Source organism: uncultured Methanobrevibacter sp. (genome assembly GCF_947170395.1).
Taxonomy (GTDB): domain Archaea; phylum Methanobacteriota; class Methanobacteria; order Methanobacteriales; family Methanobacteriaceae; genus Methanocatella.
On the sequence record NZ_CAMVTE010000035.1, the window covers coordinates 1 to 22,316 of the forward strand.

Consider the following 22,316-nt stretch of genomic DNA (forward strand, 5'->3'; position numbering starts at 1 on the left):
TAAAATCATCGATGTGCAATTTCAACTGAAAAAATCATAGGATTTCAACGTGGCCCTTATTGAGGTAAAGTCTTTGAAAAATCAAATTTTTAAAAAAAATAATTTATATTGCCGGTTTATCCCCATAATTAAATCTCATAAATTATTTAATAAAAATCAATTATGGTTAACTTATATTATATCGGTTTGCCAGCCCAATGGTTCAATAGCTCAAAAAATACATTAAGCACCGCTGAATTTTTTAAGATATGGAATTTTGCTGACAACATATGGCATTAGCCATGAAAGGAAAATTACCAGAGCAAACATAACCGGGAACAGTAAAGTGGAGTGCGGATTGAATTTTACCAAAAGCTTAAGAGCAATCACATGTGAAAAGTACATTCCGTAACTGTAAAGACTTATTGAAACTATTATTGATCCGATAATGTTATTTTTGATGTGTTTAAATGAAGTAATCCTATCAAGATACCTGACAAACAGATACATTCCGCTACCCATGAATACCATGATGACATTTAGATAAATTGAACTGACATAACTTAACTCTGTATAATCGCAATAGACAAATGCCGCAAGGGATATTATCAGAACTACAAATCCTATGATGCACATTTTTTTATCAGATAGTTTAAATTCCTTTTTATCCAAATAGTAACCCAATACGGGATATCCCACATAACCTGCAAAATAATCCAAATTAAAGTCAGGAAACAACGGATAAACTCCTAATGTCTTTAGAATCATTGTTGCAAACCAGATTATGAGGAAATACTTCAATGCATCGTCACCATACATCTTAATGAATGCGTTGATTATTGGAATGAAAAGATAAATTCCCAAAAGCATCCAGAAATACCATGTAATTGAAGGATTTCCAATGAAAGTGTTCCAGGCAAAGGAATATTGGCCTGTTGTAAAAATAATTCCTGCAACTATGATAATAATCCAAAATATGAACGGATAAATGATTCTGGTAAATCTTCTCTTTAAAAAATCGGACAGTTCATAATCCCTGTTCAAAAGCAGCGCCCCACTAATCATTAAGAATATGGGAACACCTATCCTTCCTATATCGTGGAAAGTCATTTGGGAGATGACCTCAAAAGGAGTGACCAAAGGTCCGAAAAACATATCAACATGACATATCAAAACGGCAATTATAGCAAATGCCCTTAAAAAATCATAATAAAATATTCTTTCCTTTTTTGTTGCCATTTTCCCCAATCCTCAAATTATTGTTTCAGCTTGCTTTCAAGTTCCGCAAAGGAACATGTGAAATTGCACTTCGGAAATCCGCTGCATCCTACAAAGTCCCCAAATCTTCCGGAACGTTTTAATAAATCTTTTCCACATTTAGGACACTCCCCAACGACTTTTGGGTCATGAACCTTAGTGTTTTTTTCTTTTCCGCAGTCAGGGTCAAGACACATTTCCTGTCTGTTTTTGCCTTTTCCGGCGACAATCATTGGAAGGCCGCATTTTTCACAGACAGTTTTAAGAACATGAGCATTTCTTGGAAGGGAATATGTGACCTTGCAGTCAGGATAGTTTGTACATCCGACAAAGCTTCCATAACGTCCGGATCTTTTAACGAGTTTTCCTCCGCAGCTGCAGTCACCGACAATGTTACTTGCCTGATACGCTTCGTAAAGTTTTGATCCGATTCCCTTGATGTTCTTGTCAATGTCTTTTAAAATTTCCTTAACGTCCTTTTCTCCTTCATCGATTACGCTTTCCTTGGTGGTTTTGTCCTGATTGATACCTTCAAGCTTGTTTTCCAAATCTCTGGTAAGCTCTTCGGAAGTCAAGTTATTACAGTAGGTGTTTAAAGTGTCTATCAGGTTTTCACCAAGCTGGTTTACCTCAATTTTTGTTCCGTCTATATATTTTCTGTCATACAGCTTATCGATGATGTCTGCACGAGTAGCCTTGGTTCCAAGATTTTTCTTTTCAAGTTCCTTGATTAATGAAGCCTGATTATAACGTGCAGGAGGTTTAGTTTCCTTTTCATCGGAAATCAATTCTTTAACGCTCATAACATCCCCTTCCTCAACATCAGGGAACTTTTCATCATCAATCTTTTTAAATGGATAGTGTTCCATCCATCCTTTGTGGGTAACCCTTCTGCGTTTGAAGCGGAACTTTTCGCCTTCAATGTCCAGGGTTGTGCTCATTGTCTCGAATTTGGCAGCTTCGAAAAATACTGCAATGAATCGGTAAACGATTAAATTGTAAATCTTCTGTTCATCGCTGTTCAGTTTGTTAGGTAAAATTCCTGTCGGATGGATTGGAGGGTGAGCAGCATCATCTTTTCTTCCGTTGTGAGGTTTAAGCTTGGACGGAAGCTGGTCAATATGCTTTTTGAACTCCGGATTTGCAGCAAGCTGTCTGAAAATATTATCAAAACCTAAACTTTCAGGCAATTTCTGAGATGAAGTACGTGGATAGGAAGTATAACCTGCACTATAAAGGTTTTGAGCAGCAACCTGAGTTCGTTTAGGTGAAAATCCAAAAACACTATATGCTTCAGCCTGAAGACCGCTTAAATTAAATGGAACAGGTGTTTTTGTTTTGGATTCTGTGAATTTGATTTCATCAACGGTCGCACCCTTGCCGTTGCACTTGTTGAAAATCTCTTCTGCAAGCTCCCTGTCAAAGATATTGCCTGCGACATGCTTAATTTCAATGTCTTCAAAGTCTAGAATGGCTCTTATAACCCAATAAGGCTCGGGAACAAATTCCCTAATTTCCTTTTCACGTTTGACTAAAATGGACAGGGTTGGTGTTTGAACTCTTCCAACTGACAATTTCAGAAATCTGTGTTTGGTTTTTCTAACTGAGTTGGAAAGGGCTATTGAAATGTTCATTCCGAAGTAATAATCAAGGATATGGCGGGCAATACCGTTATCCACCTGATGCATATCAATGTCTATCCTGTTTTCATAGGCATCGATGATGTCCTTTTTTGTCAGTGTGGAAAACTTCATCCTTGATGATTTGTTTAGAGAATCTTCACCGCATGCGTATTTCAGAGCATTGTATCCTATTAAAGTACCTTCCACATCGTAATCGCAGGCATGAATGTATGAGTCTGCATTTTTTCCCACCTTTTTAATTGCTCTTAGGTAATCACGGGTAAATGCACTGCTTTTATTAACCTCATGAGAAGGAGCCCAATGAAGATCAAAAGCAATATTATACCTTTTTGACTTTTCAGGTACCAATGAATATAAATGACCAACACCGGAAACAACAGTAATGTCTTTAGAATCCCTTGTAAGTTCCCAATATTTAACTTTCTTATTGTATACTTTCTTTTTAGCACCTGGTGACAATGCTTTAGCTATTTTTTCAGCAGAACTAGGTTTTTCGCAAATGATTACTTCATGCATTAATGTACTCCCCAACCAAATTTTTTAATAAATTATTTTAATAAAATTAATAATATAAAAATATTTCTATTGACAAAAATTGAAAAAAAATGACTGAAAAATGGAATTTCATTATTCATTTTCCAATATTTCAACAAGATTTGTTTTGTATTTTGCATGAATTCAAAAATTACTTATTAAATAAAAAAAGTAAAATTATTCTTTTTTAGGAGATATGTCTTTAGCATCCATATCTTCATTGTAAAAACGGTAAAAATCAGCACAAAAATCACAAATAGGATATTTGCCATTTCTGTAATAAGCTAAATCAGCCTTGGCCATGTCGAATTTTTGACCGCAAATAAAACAAGTTTCGATTATCTCTTCAGACATAATATTACCTTAAAAAATAAAAAAATAGAGGTTAAAAAATTTAACCTATATTATATTTTTGCAAGAGTAAAATCTCTTCAGTGGAAACTTTTCCACCTTGTTTAAATTTAGCAAAGATTTCTTCAGCTCTTTCTTTTTCTTCACGGTTTTTGTTAGCACCAGCACCGCCTTTGTTATCGGATTTCCTTTTCTTAGGTTTGTTGGAACCTAATTTTTTGTTGATAACATGGATGTCGCTTAAGATAGCTTTAAATTCTTCATGTTTAGCGGAAGCGTTTTTACGTGCTTCGATGAATTTTTTGTGAGCTTCGTCAGCTGCGGTTCTAATGTCGTCGGTTTTTCTGAAGTAAGTAAGCATTTCTTCGTGAGCTTCTTGAGCTTTTTCGGAAAGAGTAATAACTTTTTCGTGCTCTTCTTCAGATAATTTTTTAAGTTCTTGAGCTTCAGTTTTTACGGATTCATCTTCATGAATTTCCATTAACTGTTTTCTTAAATCATTTGCATTTTTAACAAGTTGATTTTCTTTTTTGATGTCTAAAACGCGAGTTTCAATGATTTTATCAATCTTTTTGATTTCATTTTCTATTTTGATTTTATCGCGTTTACCTGAAGACCATTCGAGATTTTTGATTTTGTTATTAGCTTCGTTACGAGCTTTTTTAGCAGCTTCAACTTCTTTGTTGATTTCATTACGCTCGTTTCTGAATTCAATAGCTTTATTTAAGTTTTCTTTTAATGATGCGTTTAATTCATCACGGATTTTACGTTGTTCTTTAGCTATTTTGTTGAATTCTTCCCTTTCTTCAGCAACTTTGGAGATTTCAGCTTCTTTTTCATCTTTTTGTTTTCTTACACCTTCCATAGTGTCAGCGAGAACAAAATCAGATTTAGGAAGTTCTTTTTTATCTTTTTTGCCTTCAGTTTTTTCTTCTTTAGCTTCAGCATCTTCAGCTACTTTTTCAGCAGCATCTTCAGTAGCTTCTTCTGCTTCAGCATCTTCAGCAGGTTCTTCTTCAACTTCAGCTTCTTCAACTACTTCTTCTTCGGTAGCTTCTTCAGCCACTTCTTCAGAAGCAGTTTCTTCTGCTTCTTCTTCAACAGCTTCTTCGTCGTCAACAGTTTCAGTTTCTTCTTCAGTGGTTAATTGATTAAGAATTTCACACAAGACTTTGCACAAGTCTTTTTCTTCTACTACAACATCAGCAATTTCTTTTACAGAATCTTTTGCATTGAATGCAATTCCGCAACCTGCTGATTCAATCATGGAAATGTCGTTAGCGCCATCTCCAACAGCAACTACTTCATCCAAAGTAATTCCTGCTTCTTCAACATGGTCTTTTAATACATCTAATTTGGAACCAGATACTAAAGGACCAGTCACTTCACCAGTTAATTTACCATCTTCGACTGTGAAACTATTAGTATAAACTGTCTCTACTCCAAGTTTATCTTTTACTTTCTCAGCTACTACATCAAAACTACCACTAATGATAGCTACATCAACATCTTTTTCTTTTAAACAATTGATGGTTTTTTCCGCACCAGCCATTAAAGGAAGATCATCAGCAACTTTCTCAATATCTTCAATGGAAGTTCCTTCGAGAAGTTGTACTCTGTCTTTAATAGAAGTTTCAAAGTCTATTTCACCTTGCATAGCTTTTTCAGTAATTGCAGCTATGTCCTCTTCAACATTTGCTAATTTTCCTATCTCATCTATCGCTTCACCATCAATAATAACGTTATCTAAGTCAAATACTACAAGTTTAATCAATAATACCACCAAATTATATTAAATCTAGCTCACTTAATCTATCGTAAGCTCTTTCGACGCCCAATTTAGCGTCGCTACGTGTTTTAGCTCCAGTACATACAACTTTACCAGAACCAAACAATAATAAAACAACTTTAGGATCAGATAATCTGTATACTAAACCTGGGAATTGTTCAGGTTCGTATTCTGTATCCTCAAGTTCTAAAGCTACTGCTTCCAAGTTTAATGTGGATTCCAAGTTTGCAGAAGCCACAATGTTTTGAATTTTGATTTCAAATTCTTCCGGAATGTCTGTATCGACAGTCCTCATTAAATCTACAGTTTTTTTGATTGCCAATTTGGAATCATCTATAGATTTTGCTCCAGTACAAACAAGCTTACCAGAGCTAAAAATTAATGCTGCTGTTTTAGGATCTTTAAGTTTAAATACTAATCCCGGAAACTGTTCACGATTAAAATTAACCCCTTCTAAAGCTTGGGACACTTCAGTAAGAACTATGTCTTTACCAATGCTTGCAGAAGCAACAATGTTTTCAATTTTTATATCAACATCGGTCAATTTAAAACCTCCATAAGTTATTAAAAGTAGTTAGTAAAATTTAAGAAAACAAAAAAAATGTATTAAATTTTTACTATAATAAATATTTTATTTAAATACTATATAAAGTTTTGTTTATATATAAATGACATCAAAAAATTGAAAAAAATTAAAAATAATTAAATTTCAGAAATACCGAATATTTATATATCAAATGTTTAGAACTAATAAGATAATAGTTATTTATAAATGTTACTACTTTTTAGTATTAATTCATGAAAAATAGATAATGACATTAATTTTTTAATAATATTTCAATAGAGTATTAAGCTATGATTTAAATTACAATTAAAATGACACCTACAATCAATTAAAGTCAAGCCAAATAATTGAATTGAAAACAGATGAAATTTAGATTTCATAACAAAAAATTACTCAAAATAATATACAATCGACTAATATTTAACTTAAAAAATCAATATATATTACTAGATAATATGATTGAAGTTGAAGTGAAAGCAAAAATTAAAAGTTTCAAAGAAATCGAGCAAAAACTCAAACAAATTGGTGCTGTTAAAACCAAAAAAGAATTCCAGGAAGATATATACTTTAACAGCCCAGTTGTTGATTTTGCAAAAACAGATGAAGCATTGAGAATCAGAACCACAAAAGAAGATGAAAAAATAAATATCTTTATCACATACAAAGGTCCTAAAATAGATAAAAAATCAAAAACCAGAAAAGAAATAGAAATGGGCATTACCAACTCCCAGCAGTGTTCAGATATTTTTGAAGCAATCGGATTTAAAAAAGTAAGAACTGTTAGAAAAAACCGTCAGTATTACGCCTACAAAAACTTTGAAATCTCACTGGATGATATCGAAGGCCTTGACCCCTATATGGAAATAGAAATCGCTCTGGAAGATGGGCAGGATTATAGTGATGCCCAAAATAAAATCTTCAAATTATTTGAACATATTGGCATCACAGATGGTTTTGAGAGAACATCATATTTGGAACTTTTAGAAAACTTATAATAATATAACAATAATAATATATAATTATATTATAATTACATAACGAAGTGATATTTTGCAATATTTTATAAGTCATTATAACAAAGAATCAGAACTGAAATTTCCTGATGATTTAATAATATATGATACAACCCTTAGAGACGGCGAACAAACTCCCGGTGTTTGTTTTAGTTTTGATGAGAAGTTAGAAATAGCCAGAAAGCTTGATCAATTCAAAATTCATCAAATTGAAGCTGGTTTTCCGATTGTTTCAGAAAAAGAAAAGGAAACCGTTAAAGCAATAGCGAGTGAAGGATTGAATGCAGACATTATTGCACTTACAAGAACAAAACCTGGAGATATTGACGTTGCACTTGACTGTGATGTAGACGGAATCATTACATTTGTCGGGACTTCAGACATTCACTTAGACCATAAGATGCATATTACACGCCAGGATGCAATAAACCTCTGTGAAACAGCTGTGGATTATGCTAAAGATCATGGATTATATGTGGCATTTTCAGCAGAAGACGCTACAAGAACAGATATTGACTTTTTAAAAAGAATATATTCAAAGGCAGAGGAATGCGGTGCTGACAGAGTACATATTGCAGACACCACAGGTGCTATTACACCCGAAGGGATTAAATACTTAGTCAGCGAGCTTGTAAAAGACCTGAAAGTTATGCTTGCGCTTCACTGCCACAATGACTTCGGTCTTGCAGTTATAAACTCAATTACAGGAGTTCTGGCAGGTGCAAGAGGCATTTCAACTACAGTCAACGGACTTGGTGAAAGAGCAGGTAATGCATCCCTAGAAGAGCTTGTAATGGCATTAAAAATATTATATGGAAAGGATTATGGCTTTAAGACAAAATACATTAAAGAATTATCCGATATCGTTTCAAAAGCAAGTGGTTTGGAAGTTCCATACAATAAACCTGTTGTAGGAAATAACGTGTTCAGACACGAATCCGGAATTCATGTTGATGCAGTTATTGAAGAGCCGTTATGTTACGAACCTTATGTTCCTGAACTTGTTGGTCAGAAAAGACAGCTTGTTTTGGGAAAACACTCTGGGTGCAGAGCTGTAAGGGCCAAATTGAATGAATGCGAACTTGATGTGACCGATGATGAACTTATCGAAATCGTAAGACAGGTTAAAAAGTCAAGAGAAGAAGGAAAATACATTAACGATCAGGTATTTAAGGAAATCGTTAAAAAGACTAAAAAATAGGTTATATTTATGAATATTACTGAAAAAATATTATCTGCAAAAGCAGGCCATGAGGTAACACCTGGAGAGATAATTGAAATTCCGGTTGACCTTGCCATGTCACATGACGGAACATCTCCTCCTGCAATTAAAACTTTTGAAAAACTGGCCGATAAGGTATGGGACTCAGAAAAGATTGCTATTATCTTTGATCACAACATCCCTGCAAATACCATCGGATCTGCCGAGTTTCAAAAGGTTTGCAGAAATTTTATTAAAACTCAAAATATCACAAAAAATTATATTCATGGAGAGGGCATCTGCCACCAGGTAGTTCCTGAAATGGGACTGGTGGAACCTGGAAAGGTTATTGTTGGTGCTGATTCACATACCTGTACCTATGGTGCTTTTGGAGCATTTTCGACAGGAATGGGTGCAACTGACCTTGCAATGGTTTGGGCAACAGGCAAAACCTGGTTTATGGTTCCAGAAGCCATCAAAATGACCGTTGAAGGAGATTTGAACTCCTACATTGCACCTAAAGACATCATATTAAATATCATTGGAGAAATTGGAATTGCCGGTGCAACCTACAAGACTGCCGAGTTCTGTGGGCAGACCATAGAGAACATGGGTGTTGAAGGAAGGGCGACAATGTGCAATATGGCAATTGAAATGGGTGCCAAAAACGGAATAATGGAACCTAACAAAGAAGTTATCGATTATATCTGCAAAAGAACCGGCAAAAAAGAGTCCGAACTGAACATTGTCAAATCGGACAGTGATGCCGAATACTCAAAGGAACTTCACTTTGACATTACAGATATGGAACCACAAATAGCCTGTCCAAATGATGTTGATAATGTCTGCAACATCTCAGAAATTGAAGGGACCTCAATTGACCAATGTCTAATAGGTTCATGCACCAATGGAAGACTATCCGACCTGAAAGATGCCGCCGAAATCTTAAAAGATAATAAAATCGATGATTCAATAAGATTACTGATACTGCCTGCTTCAAGGGAAATCTATAAACAGGCCATGCATTTGGGCTACATTGACACATTCATCGATGCAGGAGCAATTATCTGCAATCCTGGTTGCGGACCATGTCTCGGAGGACATATGGGAGTGTTATCAGAAGGAGAATCATGCATATCCACTACAAACAGGAATTTCAAAGGCAGGATGGGAGACCCTGCTTCATCAGTATACTTATCTAACTCAAAAGTAGTTGCAGCATCTGCAATTACCGGAGTTATTACAAATCCAAAAGATTTATAGTGATTTAAATGGCAAAAGATAAAAACGAAGCAAATAGAGCACTTATTGATAAGATAGGTGATGTTGAAAAAGAATACAATACAACATTTTCAAACACGCAAAAAATTCTTTTAACAACAGACGGATCAATTACCGCAATATTGGATGTTTTATATGGGAAAATCACACTTAAAACAATAGATCAACACATCGAAGAAGCCGATCAGCCTCATGCAAAACTGGTTAATGTGCCAACAGGTGAGAAAATTAACTTCAGAGAAGTTATAATGCACAAGGACGGCAAACCCCTGATATATGCAATCTCACACATTCCATTATCCAGATGCAATGATGGAATCTGTTCCGATTTAATCAGAGCAGACATTCCTATCGGCAGAATCTTAAAGAACTATGATATTGAATCAAGAAGGGAAATCAATGAAATTTACATTGAAAAGCCGAACGATAGATTGAAAGAAATATTCGAAACTGACGAGGACATGTTGGCAAGAGAATATGTAATTATCAATTCTGATGCTATTTTAATGTGGATTAAAGAAGTCTTCCCAGTAAGCCATTTTACACAAATTTAGAGGTGCTAAAATGAGTTCTGAAAGCGAAACATTATCGCAAAAAATTAGGGCAAGAATAAAAGAGATTGAAGAGGAGTACGATATAAAACTCTCAACACCGCAGAAAATATTATGTGCAATAGAAGGGCAGGTTGTTACACTTTTAGATGTTTTATACGGTGATGTAGGATTATTTGTATTGGAACAGAAGATTGAAAAAGCAGATGAAGACATTGCTGAAAAGCTTGAAATAGATGTTGGCGATGAAGTGGACATAAGGGAGGTCATTATACACAAAAACGGCCGTCCACTAATTTACGGACTGACTTACATTCCAAAAGACAGATGCAGCAATACCGTTGTTGAAAAATTGCTTAGCGAAAAACAAACAACCGGCAGAATCCTGCTGGAACATGAAATTGAAACAATAACCAAAATTAAAAACATCGATGTTAGAAAACCTACAGCAACAATAACAAATCTATTCCACACTAATGAAGACTTATTGGTACGTGAATATGTGCTTATCCACAAGAAAAATGTTGTTATATGGGCAAAAGAAGCATACCCTATAAGTTATTTTAAAGAATAAGTGATAGTATGGGTGTTAAGTTAAAAGACATTATCGAACCTGAATCAATTACATTTAAAGACCTGGAAGGAAGAGCAGTATCCATTGACGCATTCAACACCTTATATCAGTTCTTATCAACAATAAGACAAAGAGATGGAAGGCCGTTAACTGATGAGAACGGAAATATTACTTCTCATTTAAGCGGAATATTATACAGAAATTCTTCAATGGTTGAAAAGGACATAAAGCCTATTTATGTTTTTGACGGAAGGTCTTCTGAACTTAAAAGTGACACTCAAGCCAAAAGAAGAGAGATAAGAGAAGAATCTGAAAAAATCTATAAAGAAGCCCTTAAAGAGGGAGACACCGAAAAAGCACGTAAATTTGCAATGAGATCCTCTAAATTATCTCCTGAAATCATTGAATCATCCAAAAAATTACTGACCCTAATGGGAATACCTTACGTTGAAGCTAAAGGAGAAGGCGAAGCGCAGGCAGCATATCTTGTCCAAAAAGGAGATGCATATGCAGTAGCTTCACAGGACTATGACTGTCTACTTTTTGGAGCAAAAAGAGTAGTTAGAAATCTGGCAGTAAGTTCAAACTTAGGCAACTTAGAATATTATGAGTTGAACAGGGTTTTAAGAGAATTGGATATAACCCGTGAAGAACTAATTGACATGGGAATTCTTATTGGAACCGATTTTTGTGAAGGCCTTAAAGGAGTTGGCGCAAAAACTGCTCTTAAATTAGCCAAAAAAGGCCAACTCAAAGAAAAACTTGCTGAACTCCAACAGCAATCAACCCATGATTTGGATGAAGTAAGAGAACTATTTTTAAACCACAATGTCAATACCGATTATAAAATTAAATGGGAAAAGCCAAAACAGGATAAACTAATCGAATTTTTATGCTATGAACATGGTTTTTCCGAAGATCGTGTAACCAAAGCCTCAGATAAGCTTAAAAATTTAAGTTCATCCCAGGGAAGCCTTGATGCATGGTTTTAATAAGGTGGGAAATCCTCACCAAACACTTTTTTTGCATATTTAACAGCCAAATCAACCTGAGGAGCATAATCTATTAACATTTGCCTTTCAAAATGTTCACGGGAGGGAGATTTTAAAATAAGTTTTAGAAGTTTAACGTAAGTTTGAATAGCCAAATCCTCATTAAAATCATATTTTTCAACAATTTCAGGAGTTAACTTTTCAAAGCAGGGAAACTCCAATGTTTTACAGACAGTTTCTGTTGAAAAGTATGTCATTCTAATCAATGGTGAAACCGATGATACCAGAACATGATTTCCCAATTTAATCAAAGGAGGAACACCAGTTTTTCTATACCTCTCCATTGAAGTCAATTTTTCATAATTCCTAAGATTATAGCAGTGAAGTTCTGTGTAAAAGTCTGGTTCAAAATATTCAATCAGATTTAAAATCTTCTTGCCAACCTCAGAATCATAATATTCTTTTTTAATTGTTGAAATATACTCTGATTTATCAAAATTATAAAAATAGAACTGTCCCGGCGATAAATCGTCAACATCGATTTTCTCAATGAATCTTAAAGAAGTGGCACCCTCATTTCCATGAACTCCACCAATGAATAATTTGGTAGGGCCCTCGCCATTGTCAATATATCTAAAATAAGACATAAAAAAAGAAAAAATTGGAAGGAATCTATGTTCCTTCTTGCCAGTTTGCCATATAAGCTTTTTGTTTGTCTGTTAGTGAGTCGATTTCAATGCCCATTGCTTTTAGTTTCATGCTGGCGACATTGTAGTCGATTTCATCAGGTGCTTTGGTTACACCAACAGGCAAATCGTTTTCAAGAATGTGTTTGGCTGACAATGCCTGTACAGCAAAACTCATGTCCATGATTTCAGCAGGGTGTCCTTGTCCACGAGCTGCAGATAAGTTTACCAAACGACCATCAGCTAAAAGATAGATTTTTCTACCGTCTTTAGTGGTGAACTCTTCAATACTTTCACGCACTTCTTTTACTTCTGTTGAAATCGCTTCCAAATCAGGACGGTTGATTTCTACATTGAAATGTCCGGAGTTTGCAAGCATACATCCGTCTTTCATGTATTTGAAGTCATCACCACAAATAATATCAGCATTACCGGTTACGGTTATGATTAAGTCAGCCTGTTTTACTGCTTCTCTGATGGTCATGACACGGTATCCATCCATTCTTGCTTCAAGTGCTCTGATTGGATCTACTTCTGTAACGATGACATCGGCACCTAAACCAGCTGCTCTGAGTGCTAGTCCACGACCACACCATCCGTATCCGCATACGACTACAGTTTTTCCTGCAATAACCATATTGGTTGTTCCCATAATTGCATCGAAACTTGACTGACCGGTACCATATCTGTTATCAAATAAATATTTAGTGTAAGCATCGTTTACAGCAATTACTGGGAATTTTAGTGCTCCGTCAGCATGCATAGCTTGTAATCTGTGAACACCAGTTGTGGTTTCTTCACAAGCCCCTTTAATGTGGCTTAATAACTCTGTTCTTTCATTGTGAAGAACCATAATCATGTCTGCTCCGTCATCAATGATTATGTCCGGTTTGTGGTCAAGCACCATATTAATGGTTTGGTAATATTCCTCATCATCTTGTTCTCTCCAACCGTAAACGTTTAGGCCCAAATCAGCTGCTCCTGCAACTGCATCGTCATGGGTGGACAATGGGTTACAACCAGTCATTGCAACTTCAGCTCCACCTGCCATCAAAGTCAAACCTAAATTAATGGTTTTAGGCTCTAAATGCAAACAGGACCCAATAGTAATGCCTTTAAAAGGTTGAGTTTCTTCATATTCAGCTTTAATAGATTCCAAAACAGGCATGTGTTTTTGAACCCATTCGATTTTTCTAACACCTTCAGGTGCAAGTGACATGTCCTTAACTTTACTCATAATAAATCACCATGATAATAATTATTAATAATATAATTATATGATTACAAGTTATTAAATATATCTCAAAATTTTAAAAAAAATACCAAATATTGAAAAAAAACAAAAACTTTAAATGTAATGATAAAAATAAATATATTTGTTAGATGCCGGGGTGGCTCAGCTGGTTAGAGCGCACGGCTCATAGGGTAATAAAGCAGTGCTCTGACTTATTCCTGGGATACCGTGAGATCGCGGGTTCGAATCCCGCCCCCGGCATCCTATATCCCAGGAATTTACCATCCAAACTATTTTTTAAAATCTTCTTTTTCAAAACATAACAATTTTATATTCCGCTAATTAAAATATTATTGAGGAGTTGGAAATGTTATATAATACCCTTGGAAAAACAAACCTGAAAGTTTCAAGACTGGGCTTTGGAACTATGAGGCTTCCAACAAAAGGTTCCAATGACCAGATTGTTGAAGAAGAAGCAACTGAAATGCTCACTTATGGGATTGAAAATGGAATAAATCTTATTGACACCGCTTATCCATACCATAATGCAACATTATCCGGAAGCGGAAACAGTGAACGATTTTTAGGCAATTTTTTAAGTGAAAACAACTATAGAGATGACATTATACTGTCAACCAAATCCCCCAGCTGGGCAGTGGAAAAGGAAGAAGACTTTAACAGATTCCTTGATGAACAGCTTGAAAAGCTGCAAACCGACTATATCGACATATACCTGTTGCACTCACTGACCGTACCTGATTGGACCAAAGTTAGGGATTTGAACGTTTTGGACTTTTTGGATGATTGTCTCAGCTCAGGCAAAGTGAAACATGTCGGATTTTCATCACATATTGAAGTTGACTATTTAATCGAAATATTGGATGAATACCCTAAATGGGAAGTTGCTCTGACACAAATGAATTACCTTGACGAATACTATCAGTCAGGCATTATGGGTCTTAATTATCTCAAAGAACTTAATGTTGGAAGCATGATTATGGAACCGTTGCGCGGAGGCAGACTGGTAAATAATATTCCCGAGGAAGTAAAGGCATGGTGGGAAATAGCGGAAGTTAAAAGAACACCTGTCGAATGGGCATTTCAATACCTATGGAATCGTGATGATGTTGATTGCGTCTTAAGCGGTATGAGTTCCATGGAACAGGTTAAAGATAATGTCAGAATCGCTTCAACTGAAGATATCATCAACGAATATGATCAGGAAATCATAAGAGAAGTTGCAAGGGAATACAGAAATTCATCCAATGGAAACGACTGTACAAGATGCGGCTATTGCATGCCTTGTCCGGAAGGGGTGGACATCATTAACTGCTTAACTGAATACAACATAGCCCAAATGATGAGAGATCCTAAAGCCAGCGCAATGCAATATTTCTCATTAATCGATGAAGATTCAAGAGCGGACAGCTGTATACAATGTGAAAAATGTATACCCTTCTGTACTCAAATGTTAAACATTCCAGAAGAGCTTCAAAAAGTTTACGAATACTTTGGAAGTGAGTTTGACCACTTTTAATGGTGAAATGATGGACTATTGGGAAATCTTAACTCGACAAATGAGCCTGGTTACAAAAGAGGAACAGGAAAAATTCAAAAATGCAAAAATTACAGTTATCGGCTGCGGTGGAATTGGAGGCCAAACCATTGAAATGCTTGCAAGAATGGGTATTGGAGAACTTGTTTTGGTTGATGAAGATTCATTTGACGTTTCAAATCTCAACAGACAAACTTTTGCAACCGCAGACAACATTGGTCAGTCCAAAAGTGATATTGCAGCCAAAAAGGTTAAATCAATTAATCCGAATGTCAAAGTAACTAATTTTAATGAACATGCGGATGCAACAAACATTGAAAAAATCATTTCCGATTCAGATATCGTTGTTGATGCTCTGGATAACATCATAACCCGAGTAATCACCACAAGACTTGCAAGGGACAAATCCATTCCCTTTGTTCATGGCGCCATTCATGGAACATTGGGCCAGGTTAGTGTTTTTTTAGCAAATACAATAAGTTATGAAGAAATGTTCAACCTGCCTTCAGCCGGTAAAGACCTCAGCAAAGAAGTTATTGACGAGCTGAACAGCCTTACCTCAGGAGTTCCACCAGTCATTGGACCAACCCCAAATTTGGTTGGCTGTCTTGAAGCAATGGAAGCCTTTAAAATTATCACAGGCATAGGCAAAGTCACTGTCGCACCAAAAATATTAACATTTGATTTGTTGGACTTTGCATCATTTTGCATTGAGGAAATCTAAACAAAAAATCAAATTGCAATTTATTTTTTATCCAAATTTAAACAAAATACTATTGTTTTTTAAAATTAATATTATAATATCTATTAAAACACAAAATAATTATACATTAATATATGAAAATTTAGATAATGGATATTAATTACTATTTTTTTCAAAACATTTATATACAATAATATGGAATATATTTTTAAGTAGGAATATATTTTCCGACTAATTTTTATTAACTCAATAATTAATTTAAGATTATTGGAGCATGATTCTATGAGCGACATTAACGAAGAAAAAATGGAAAGAGTTATCGAACAAATGGTAGAAGACAACATTAAATTTATTCGTCTGCAATTTGTTGATATCAACGGTACTGTTAAAAATATTGTTATTCCATTCAATAAAGAAGATATGGAAGATTTATTTAATGAAGGAATGTTATTTGACGGATCCTCAATAGCAGGATTTGTTGGAATCAATGAAAGTGACCTTGTTTTAAAACCGGACATCAACACATACTCCAGACTATCCTGGAGACCTGAGGAATCCGCTGTATGCAGATTTATCTGTGATGTATGGACTCCAGAACATGAACCGTTTGTTGGGGACCCAAGAAGCGTTCTTAAAAAATCATTGGCAAAAATTGGAAAAATGGGCCTTCAATACAACATCGGTCCAGAACCGGAATTCTTTATTGTGGACATTGATGAAAACGGATACCCAATGCCATACGATGAAGCAGGCTACTTTGATGTTGAACCATTGGACAAAGGACCAGACTTCAGAAGAGAATTAACCCTAAACTTAGAAGAACTTGATTTTGAAGTAGAAGCTTCCCACCACGAGGTTGCCCCTGGTCAAAACGAAATTGCATTTAAATTCAAAGATGCACTAAAAACTGCAGATGCAGTAATTACATTCAAACAGGCTATCAAAGCTATTGTAGATAATATGGCTACATTTGACCAAATGGACTACAGAGTAACATTCATGCCTAAACCGTTCTTTGGCGTTAACGGTAGTGGAATGCACTGTCACCAGTCAGTGTTTAAAGGTGATAAAAACTTATTTTCAGATCCCGACTCAGAAAACGGCCTTTCAAAAGATGCTCTTCATTTCATGGGCGGACTATTAAAACACGCTCCTGCAGTAACTGCAATTACAAACCCTATTGTAAATTCATACAAACGTTTAGTACCCGGTTACGAAGCTCCAGTATACAGAGCATACGGCCTTAAAAACAGATCTGCTTTAATCAGAGTTCCTGCAGCACGTGGTAAAGCAACCCGTATTGAATACAGATCACCTGACCCAGCATGTAATCCATACTTAGCATTTGCAGTAATGCTGGAAGCCGGTATTGACGGTATTCAAAACAAGATTGATCCGGGCGACCCAATAGAAGAGAATATCTACACAATGACTGAAGAAGAAAGAGAAGCAAAAGGAATTAAAGTCTTACCATCCAGTCTATGGGAAGCTTACCATTCTCTTGAAGAAGACCCACTTATATTAGGTGCTTTAGGAGACCACATTTCAGAAAAATTCTTAGAGCTCAAATATCAAGAATGGGACGAATACCGTGTTCAAGTATTCGGATACGAACAAAGAAAATATTTAGATATCTAAATCTAAATATTACTTTTTTATTTTGAAATTTAATTAGCTGATTAAATTTGGAATATGGAGTATTGCCATGTCAGAGTCCGAACACAGAATGATAGAGATACTGAGAATACTTAGTGCCCAAGATAAACCAACAGGCTCCAAATTGATAGCTGATGAGTTAAGAAACAAAGGATTTAACTTGGGTGAACGTGCAGTCAGATATCATATGCAAATATTGGATGAAAAGGGATATACCGAAAGAATGGGTTATTCCGGAAGACAGATTACAGACCTCGGCCGTGAAAAATTGGAAAAGGGACTGATTTATGATCAGGTTGATTTTATCCATTCAAAATTTGAAGAAATGATATATTTGGCTGACTTTAACTATATGACACAAAGCGGAAATGTGGTTGTCAATACATCAACCGTTTATAATGAAGAGTCAATCAATATAATGAAAGATATTATTGAAAGTGGTCTTTGTGTAAGTCCTTACGTTAATTTAAACAGAGTTGGAAACAAAGATGAAATTGAAGTGACTGCATTATGCGGAACAACTATCGACGGCATACTTTTAAATGAGGGAATTCCTTCACAACCCGAATACGGCGGACTTCTAAAAATTGAAGACTTCCATCCCATAAAATTTACAGAACTAATATCATATAAGAAAACATCCGTAACTCCCCTTGACGCATTTTCAAACACCAACCAAACATCAGTTTTGGACGTGATTACAAAAGGCAGTGGAATGATTCCTGCAAACTTCAGATTAATTCCTGGAATCGGCAGAAAAAAAGCCATTGACATTATTAGCCAACTGAATAAAATAGGCATCGGCGGAATAATAAACATTTCTGAAGAAGGCAAAGATACTTTAGGAGTACATGTACCTGAAGGAATGGTTGGAATAACAATTGTTGGAGGAGTAACTCCATTTTGCGCAATAAAAGAGTTGGGAGAAGAAATTGACATAAAAATCGCAGAAGAAATCATAGATTTTAAAACATTGGCACCGATTACATCCACAATTAACAAAACACTTACACAAATAAAAGATAATAACCAGCAAAAAATACCATTCCTACTTTCAAAATCCTGGAATTTAATTCAACAGGTTAATTTTGATGTTGAAAAAAGAAAAGGAGACATTATTGCCAATGTATCTTACATTAATGAAGATGATTTAGATGCTGCTTTAAACATAATGGCAGAAACCTACAACTCAAATCCAAAATACATTAATCCTTATTATAATCTTGTAAACCATCCAACTGATGAAGATAAACTGGGCATCGCCACCATTTGCAGTTTAAGTATTGACGGATTGTTAATAAACAATGGGATAATGTCAAATCCTATTTACGGAGGGTTACTTGAGTTAACTGAACCGCCATTATTCATTGATTTGATATCATATAATGGTACAACAATAGACCCTCATAAAATATTTTTATCAAAAAATATGACTTCAATATCACCAAACATTGGAACTAAAAAAATATTGGCCAGTTTTAAGGAAGTTCCATACATTGCACGTGACCACGCAGTTTATTTACTCGAAATTTTAAAAAGTACAGGATTTTCAATTTATAAAATAGGAAAACCTAGAGAAGTAACATACAATGCAAAAGCGGATAACTACAACTTCGGTATTGTGGCCGGAAGCGGACTTAATACCATCGGTGCAATAAAAGAAAACGGAATAGATATCGAAGTCAAAGCTATTGAAAAATTAATTCCATTTGAAGAAATGGACAGATTGTAACTAAATTACAGTTACTTCCACTTCTTCACCATTTTTAGGGTAATGGACAAATTCAATGATATCTTCTTCAAATTCATAAACATCAAGTTCAATAACAGAACCTAAATCACTTTCATCTAAAGAAATTAATAATTTAAAGCCTGGTTTGCCATAATATTCAGAAAAATCTACATTTAAGACTTCACCTTCTGCAAAAACCCTATTATAAGAAATTTCAATTCCATCATGCATTTTTACATTTTCTTTTAAGTAATTTACGGCTTCTTTTGTGGTTAATTCTAATTCTTTCATGACAATCAACCTCACTAACATATAATTATATGTCATCATATATAAACTTGTTTGTATAATATCGAACAAAATTAATTTTCGCTGAAAAACCAAACAAAAAAAATAATAAATAAAAAAGAGAATTATAAAACTTCGATGACTGTTTCATCACCATCATGAATATGGCGTATTTCCAATAAGTCATCGGCAATCTCATGCAAGTCAACTTCAACGGACTGATTTAAAATTTCACCGGTTAACTGTAAACCAACTCTAAGACCTTCGCCAGTCACATCATCCTCCTCAGTGATTCCTAACACTTCACCGGGAGCAAAAATACGATTATAAGAAATTTCAAAAACATCTCCAACATAAACATTATTTCTTACAAACTCAACTACTTCATCAAAGGTCATTTCAACTTCTTTTACCATAATATCGCCTTAATTTTTTAAAAAAAAGAAAAAAAGAGAAGGAATTATAAATTCCTGTATTCTCTGATTGAAGTATATTCGTCGTCTAATTCGCCGTAAGTAGCTAATTTTTCTTTGTTAGCTTCAGCATCCAAGTAAAGGTTACCTTTACCGTTAAGACCAATATCTCCAGTATAGTGGATATATTTACCTTCAAAGACAGATCCTTCAATTTCAGGATCTACTACGATACCATTAAGAACGAATCCTTCGAGTAATCTTCCAAGGAATCCGTGGATAACAATGTTACCGTTTTTCATTTGACCACCAGGCCAACGGTTTACGTCACCGTCAATTTCAATTAAACCTTTGGTCATGTGAATACCAGCTAAGATATCACAGTTACCTTTAACGTGAATTCTTCCACCAGTTAAACATTCACCACATTGTTTTCCAGCGTTACCGCCTACAACGATTTGTCCTCCGGTCATACCTCTCCATTCACCAATGTAAGAAGCACCAGTGAATTCTTTGGTATTTCCTTCGATTTCAAGGTATCCACCAGACATTTCTCTTCCAGCGTGAGCAGCTGCATCACCTTTAACGAGAATGGATCCACCAGACATTTCAGCACCAACGTGTAAATCTACACTGCTGTTACATACGATGTTTCCATCACTCATTTTACAACCGATGTATTTAACTCTGTTTAAATCACCGTTGAGAATCATTTCTACTTCACCAGGTCCGTTAGCTTCACCTTCTACAGTGATTTCAAAGAAATCTGTAATTGGGAATCTGGAGTTTCCTATAGGGACTTGGTATTTTGCGAAATCAGCTTCGGTCCATGAATAAATTTCATCAGGAATTAATTCATCGAATTCTAAAGCGATTGAAGAAGTTTTTATTTGATCAAAAGTTATTGTTTTCAAACTAAACACCCCTATTTACCATCAACATCTATTCTTATTGGGTTAGATACATAGTGGTCGTGTACTGGATAGTTTTCCCATTTAACTGAGTAGTATTGGGTGAAGAACGGCATAATGTTGTCGATAACTTTTTGTTCTTGTTGTTCCCATCCTTTTACGTTAACCCAAACGTTTTGACTTTCTTTAACTTTAACAATTTCTTTATCTTTAACTAAAATTTGACCATCTTTAATAGTGTATTCAGCTACGTTGAAACCTTTTTCGATTTCATCAGGCTGTTTGGATGGGTCAATTTCATTAGGATTTATGTCGTATACTGCAATGTCTGCTCTGTATCCAGGAGTAAGAGCACCTTTATCGGTGAATCCGTAGATTTTAGCTGGAGCAGCTCTTGTAATAGTTGCAATATCGTAGAAATCGTATTCTCTTTCAAGAGTTGGGAGAAGAGTTCTTTTGTTAACCCATTTGTGAACTTCGTTTTCACACATGTCTAACCTTTTCTCATTACTCATCAACCAGGAGATAATTCTAGGATATCTGGTAAATGGTCCTGCGTTAGGGTGGTCAGTAGTTAAACATACTCTCCATGGATCTTCAATTAACAAGAACAATTCAAGACCGATAGCCCATTGTAAGGTACTAACAGGACTTTTCTTGGAGTAAATACATGGAATGATACCTGCTGCAGTTTCACATTCGATATCTTTGTTGGTCCATTTAAGACCAGATAATCTGAATAAGTCGTATTCCATAGGAGCATCTGCAGTCATTGTAGTGGTTTCGTCGAAAGTTACTTGACCGATATCACAGGTAATGTTGTCTTTTTTGTTGAAATGTTTAGCTACTTCTTCAGCACCGGATGTTACATCTTTCCAACTGTTACCTAAGTAAGAGTGGAATTGCAAGTGAGTCATGTGCATGACTTGGTCTCTGATTTCAGCAGCGCCTTTACCTTTTTTAATGCCGTCCATAGCATCCATGGTTTGCAAGGTTGTAGGTACGTTACCTGGGTGACCTAAGTCGTTAGGGTGAATGTGTATAGAGTGAGGCAAGTTTAACATTTCGTTAGCTTTTGCTAAAGCGATTACAACTTCTTTGGAAGTTACATCGAAGTATGGTGCTTTATCATTGAAACCGTGTACGTTCATACCCCATCCCCATGCTTCACTTCCACATGGGTTTACAATTTTTACACCGTAACCTTTTGAGATTTTTAACCATGCTGCAATAAATGCTGCAATGTCTTCAATATTGTTATCTTTTGCATATTCCATTACAAACCAGTTGTTACCGAATAATGGTAAAGCTGGAATATCCAATTGTGGAATAGTTGCAATTTCTTCGTGAGTATGTTTTGCTTCAAGAGGAGGCATAGCTGCTTCTACAACAGTACCGTAACCTAATC

The 22,316-nt window shown here is 35.3% G+C and carries 21 protein-coding genes and 1 tRNA gene; 11 read left to right on the forward strand and 11 right to left on the reverse strand.

Translation table 11 applies throughout. The annotated features are described in order from the left end of the window. Positions 1-222: 222 nt before the first annotated feature. The 5 genes from Q0W04_RS08880 to Q0W04_RS08900 all read right to left on the reverse strand — a co-directional run bounded on the left by Q0W04_RS08880 (position 223) and on the right by Q0W04_RS08900 (position 6,097). The gene (locus Q0W04_RS08880; RefSeq protein WP_298502246.1) at positions 223-1,218 is read right to left on the reverse strand and encodes an acyltransferase; all 996 of its coding nucleotides are present in this window, start codon (positions 1,216-1,218) and stop codon (positions 223-225) included. Between the two features lie 17 nt (positions 1,219-1,235). Continuing rightward, entirely contained in the window at positions 1,236-3,395 is a 2,160-nt protein-coding gene (gene topA, locus Q0W04_RS08885) for a DNA topoisomerase I (RefSeq protein WP_298502248.1), read from the reverse strand. Positions 3,396-3,590: 195 nt separating this feature from the next. Continuing rightward, a complete protein-coding gene (locus Q0W04_RS08890; protein WP_298502251.1) occupies positions 3,591-3,767 on the reverse strand; it encodes a hypothetical protein in 177 nt (58 codons plus the stop codon). 40 nt (positions 3,768-3,807) lie between these two features. Beyond that, positions 3,808-5,538, reverse strand: a complete 1,731-nt coding sequence (serB, locus tag Q0W04_RS08895) for a phosphoserine phosphatase SerB (RefSeq protein ID WP_298502254.1) — start codon at positions 5,536-5,538, stop codon at positions 3,808-3,810. A gap of 13 nt (positions 5,539-5,551) precedes the next feature. Further along, positions 5,552-6,097 (reverse strand): TATA-box-binding protein, encoded by a 546-nt coding sequence (locus Q0W04_RS08900; RefSeq protein ID WP_292785350.1) that lies wholly within the window; start codon positions 6,095-6,097, stop codon positions 5,552-5,554. Between the two features lie 476 nt (positions 6,098-6,573). On the opposite strand from Q0W04_RS08900, the gene cyaB reads away from it, so the two are divergent. Genes cyaB through fen form a run of 6 tightly spaced genes read left to right on the forward strand, consistent with a single transcriptional unit; the run spans position 6,574 to position 11,730 of the window. Further along, positions 6,574-7,113, forward strand: coding sequence for a class IV adenylate cyclase (gene cyaB / locus Q0W04_RS08905; protein ID WP_298502258.1), 540 nt, complete (start codon positions 6,574-6,576; stop codon positions 7,111-7,113). Positions 7,114-7,168: 55 nt separating this feature from the next. Beyond that, the gene (locus Q0W04_RS08910; RefSeq protein WP_298502261.1) at positions 7,169-8,332 is read left to right on the forward strand and encodes a homocitrate synthase family protein; all 1,164 of its coding nucleotides are present in this window, start codon (positions 7,169-7,171) and stop codon (positions 8,330-8,332) included. A 9-nt stretch (positions 8,333-8,341) separates the two neighbouring features. Beyond that, positions 8,342-9,595: a homoaconitase large subunit gene (gene hacA / locus Q0W04_RS08915; RefSeq protein WP_298502264.1), complete on the forward strand. Its 1,254-nt coding sequence runs from the start codon at positions 8,342-8,344 to the stop codon at positions 9,593-9,595. Positions 9,596-9,603: 8 nt separating this feature from the next. Beyond that, entirely contained in the window at positions 9,604-10,167 is a 564-nt protein-coding gene (locus tag Q0W04_RS08920; protein ID WP_298502267.1) for a chorismate lyase, read from the forward strand. Positions 10,168-10,177: 10 nt separating this feature from the next. Next, a complete protein-coding gene (locus Q0W04_RS08925) occupies positions 10,178-10,738 on the forward strand; it encodes a chorismate pyruvate-lyase family protein (protein ID WP_298502270.1) in 561 nt (186 codons plus the stop codon). A gap of 8 nt (positions 10,739-10,746) precedes the next feature. Further along, entirely contained in the window at positions 10,747-11,730 is a 984-nt protein-coding gene (fen, locus tag Q0W04_RS08930) for a flap endonuclease-1 (protein WP_298502273.1), read from the forward strand. Here fen and Q0W04_RS08935 read toward each other — a convergent pair. Then, entirely contained in the window at positions 11,727-12,377 is a 651-nt protein-coding gene (locus Q0W04_RS08935; protein WP_298502274.1) for a DUF2119 domain-containing protein, read from the reverse strand. The genes fen and Q0W04_RS08935 overlap by 4 nt on opposite strands. A gap of 25 nt (positions 12,378-12,402) precedes the next feature. Next, positions 12,403-13,653 carry an adenosylhomocysteinase gene (locus Q0W04_RS08940; protein ID WP_298502277.1) on the reverse strand — a complete coding sequence of 417 codons (1,251 nt, stop codon included), beginning with the start codon at positions 13,651-13,653 and terminating at the stop codon, positions 12,403-12,405. 148 nt (positions 13,654-13,801) lie between these two features. On the opposite strand from Q0W04_RS08940, the gene Q0W04_RS08945 reads away from it, so the two are divergent. The 5 genes from Q0W04_RS08945 (at position 13,802) to Q0W04_RS08965 (ending at position 19,296) form a co-directional block, all read left to right on the forward strand. Next, positions 13,802-13,911, forward strand: a tRNA-Met gene (locus Q0W04_RS08945). A 106-nt stretch (positions 13,912-14,017) separates the two neighbouring features. Beyond that, on the forward strand, positions 14,018-15,187 hold the full coding sequence (locus Q0W04_RS08950; RefSeq protein WP_298502280.1) for an aldo/keto reductase: 1,170 nt from the start codon (positions 14,018-14,020) through the stop codon (positions 15,185-15,187). Between the two features lie 7 nt (positions 15,188-15,194). Then, the gene (locus tag Q0W04_RS08955) at positions 15,195-15,929 is read left to right on the forward strand and encodes a HesA/MoeB/ThiF family protein (RefSeq protein ID WP_298502284.1); all 735 of its coding nucleotides are present in this window, start codon (positions 15,195-15,197) and stop codon (positions 15,927-15,929) included. A 261-nt stretch (positions 15,930-16,190) separates the two neighbouring features. After that, on the forward strand, positions 16,191-17,546 hold the full coding sequence (glnA, locus tag Q0W04_RS08960) for a type I glutamate--ammonia ligase (protein ID WP_298502286.1): 1,356 nt from the start codon (positions 16,191-16,193) through the stop codon (positions 17,544-17,546). Between the two features lie 67 nt (positions 17,547-17,613). Beyond that, positions 17,614-19,296 (forward strand): DUF128 domain-containing protein, encoded by a 1,683-nt coding sequence (locus Q0W04_RS08965; RefSeq protein ID WP_298502289.1) that lies wholly within the window; start codon positions 17,614-17,616, stop codon positions 19,294-19,296. On the opposite strand, the gene Q0W04_RS08970 is transcribed toward Q0W04_RS08965, so the two are convergent. From Q0W04_RS08970 to Q0W04_RS08985, 4 genes are all read right to left on the reverse strand, one after another. Further along, positions 19,297-19,587: a DUF2097 domain-containing protein gene (locus Q0W04_RS08970; RefSeq protein ID WP_298502292.1), complete on the reverse strand. Its 291-nt coding sequence runs from the start codon at positions 19,585-19,587 to the stop codon at positions 19,297-19,299. It lies immediately after the preceding gene. A gap of 122 nt (positions 19,588-19,709) precedes the next feature. Further along, complete coding sequence (locus Q0W04_RS08975; protein WP_298502294.1) at positions 19,710-20,000, reverse strand: DUF2097 domain-containing protein; 291 nt, start codon at positions 19,998-20,000, stop codon at positions 19,710-19,712. A 44-nt stretch (positions 20,001-20,044) separates the two neighbouring features. After that, entirely contained in the window at positions 20,045-20,920 is an 876-nt protein-coding gene (locus Q0W04_RS08980) for a formylmethanofuran dehydrogenase subunit C (protein ID WP_298502297.1), read from the reverse strand. 2 nt (positions 20,921-20,922) lie between these two features. Next, a partial coding sequence (locus tag Q0W04_RS08985) for a formylmethanofuran dehydrogenase subunit A (protein WP_298502300.1) occupies positions 20,923-22,316 on the reverse strand: 1,394 nt, incomplete at its 5' end.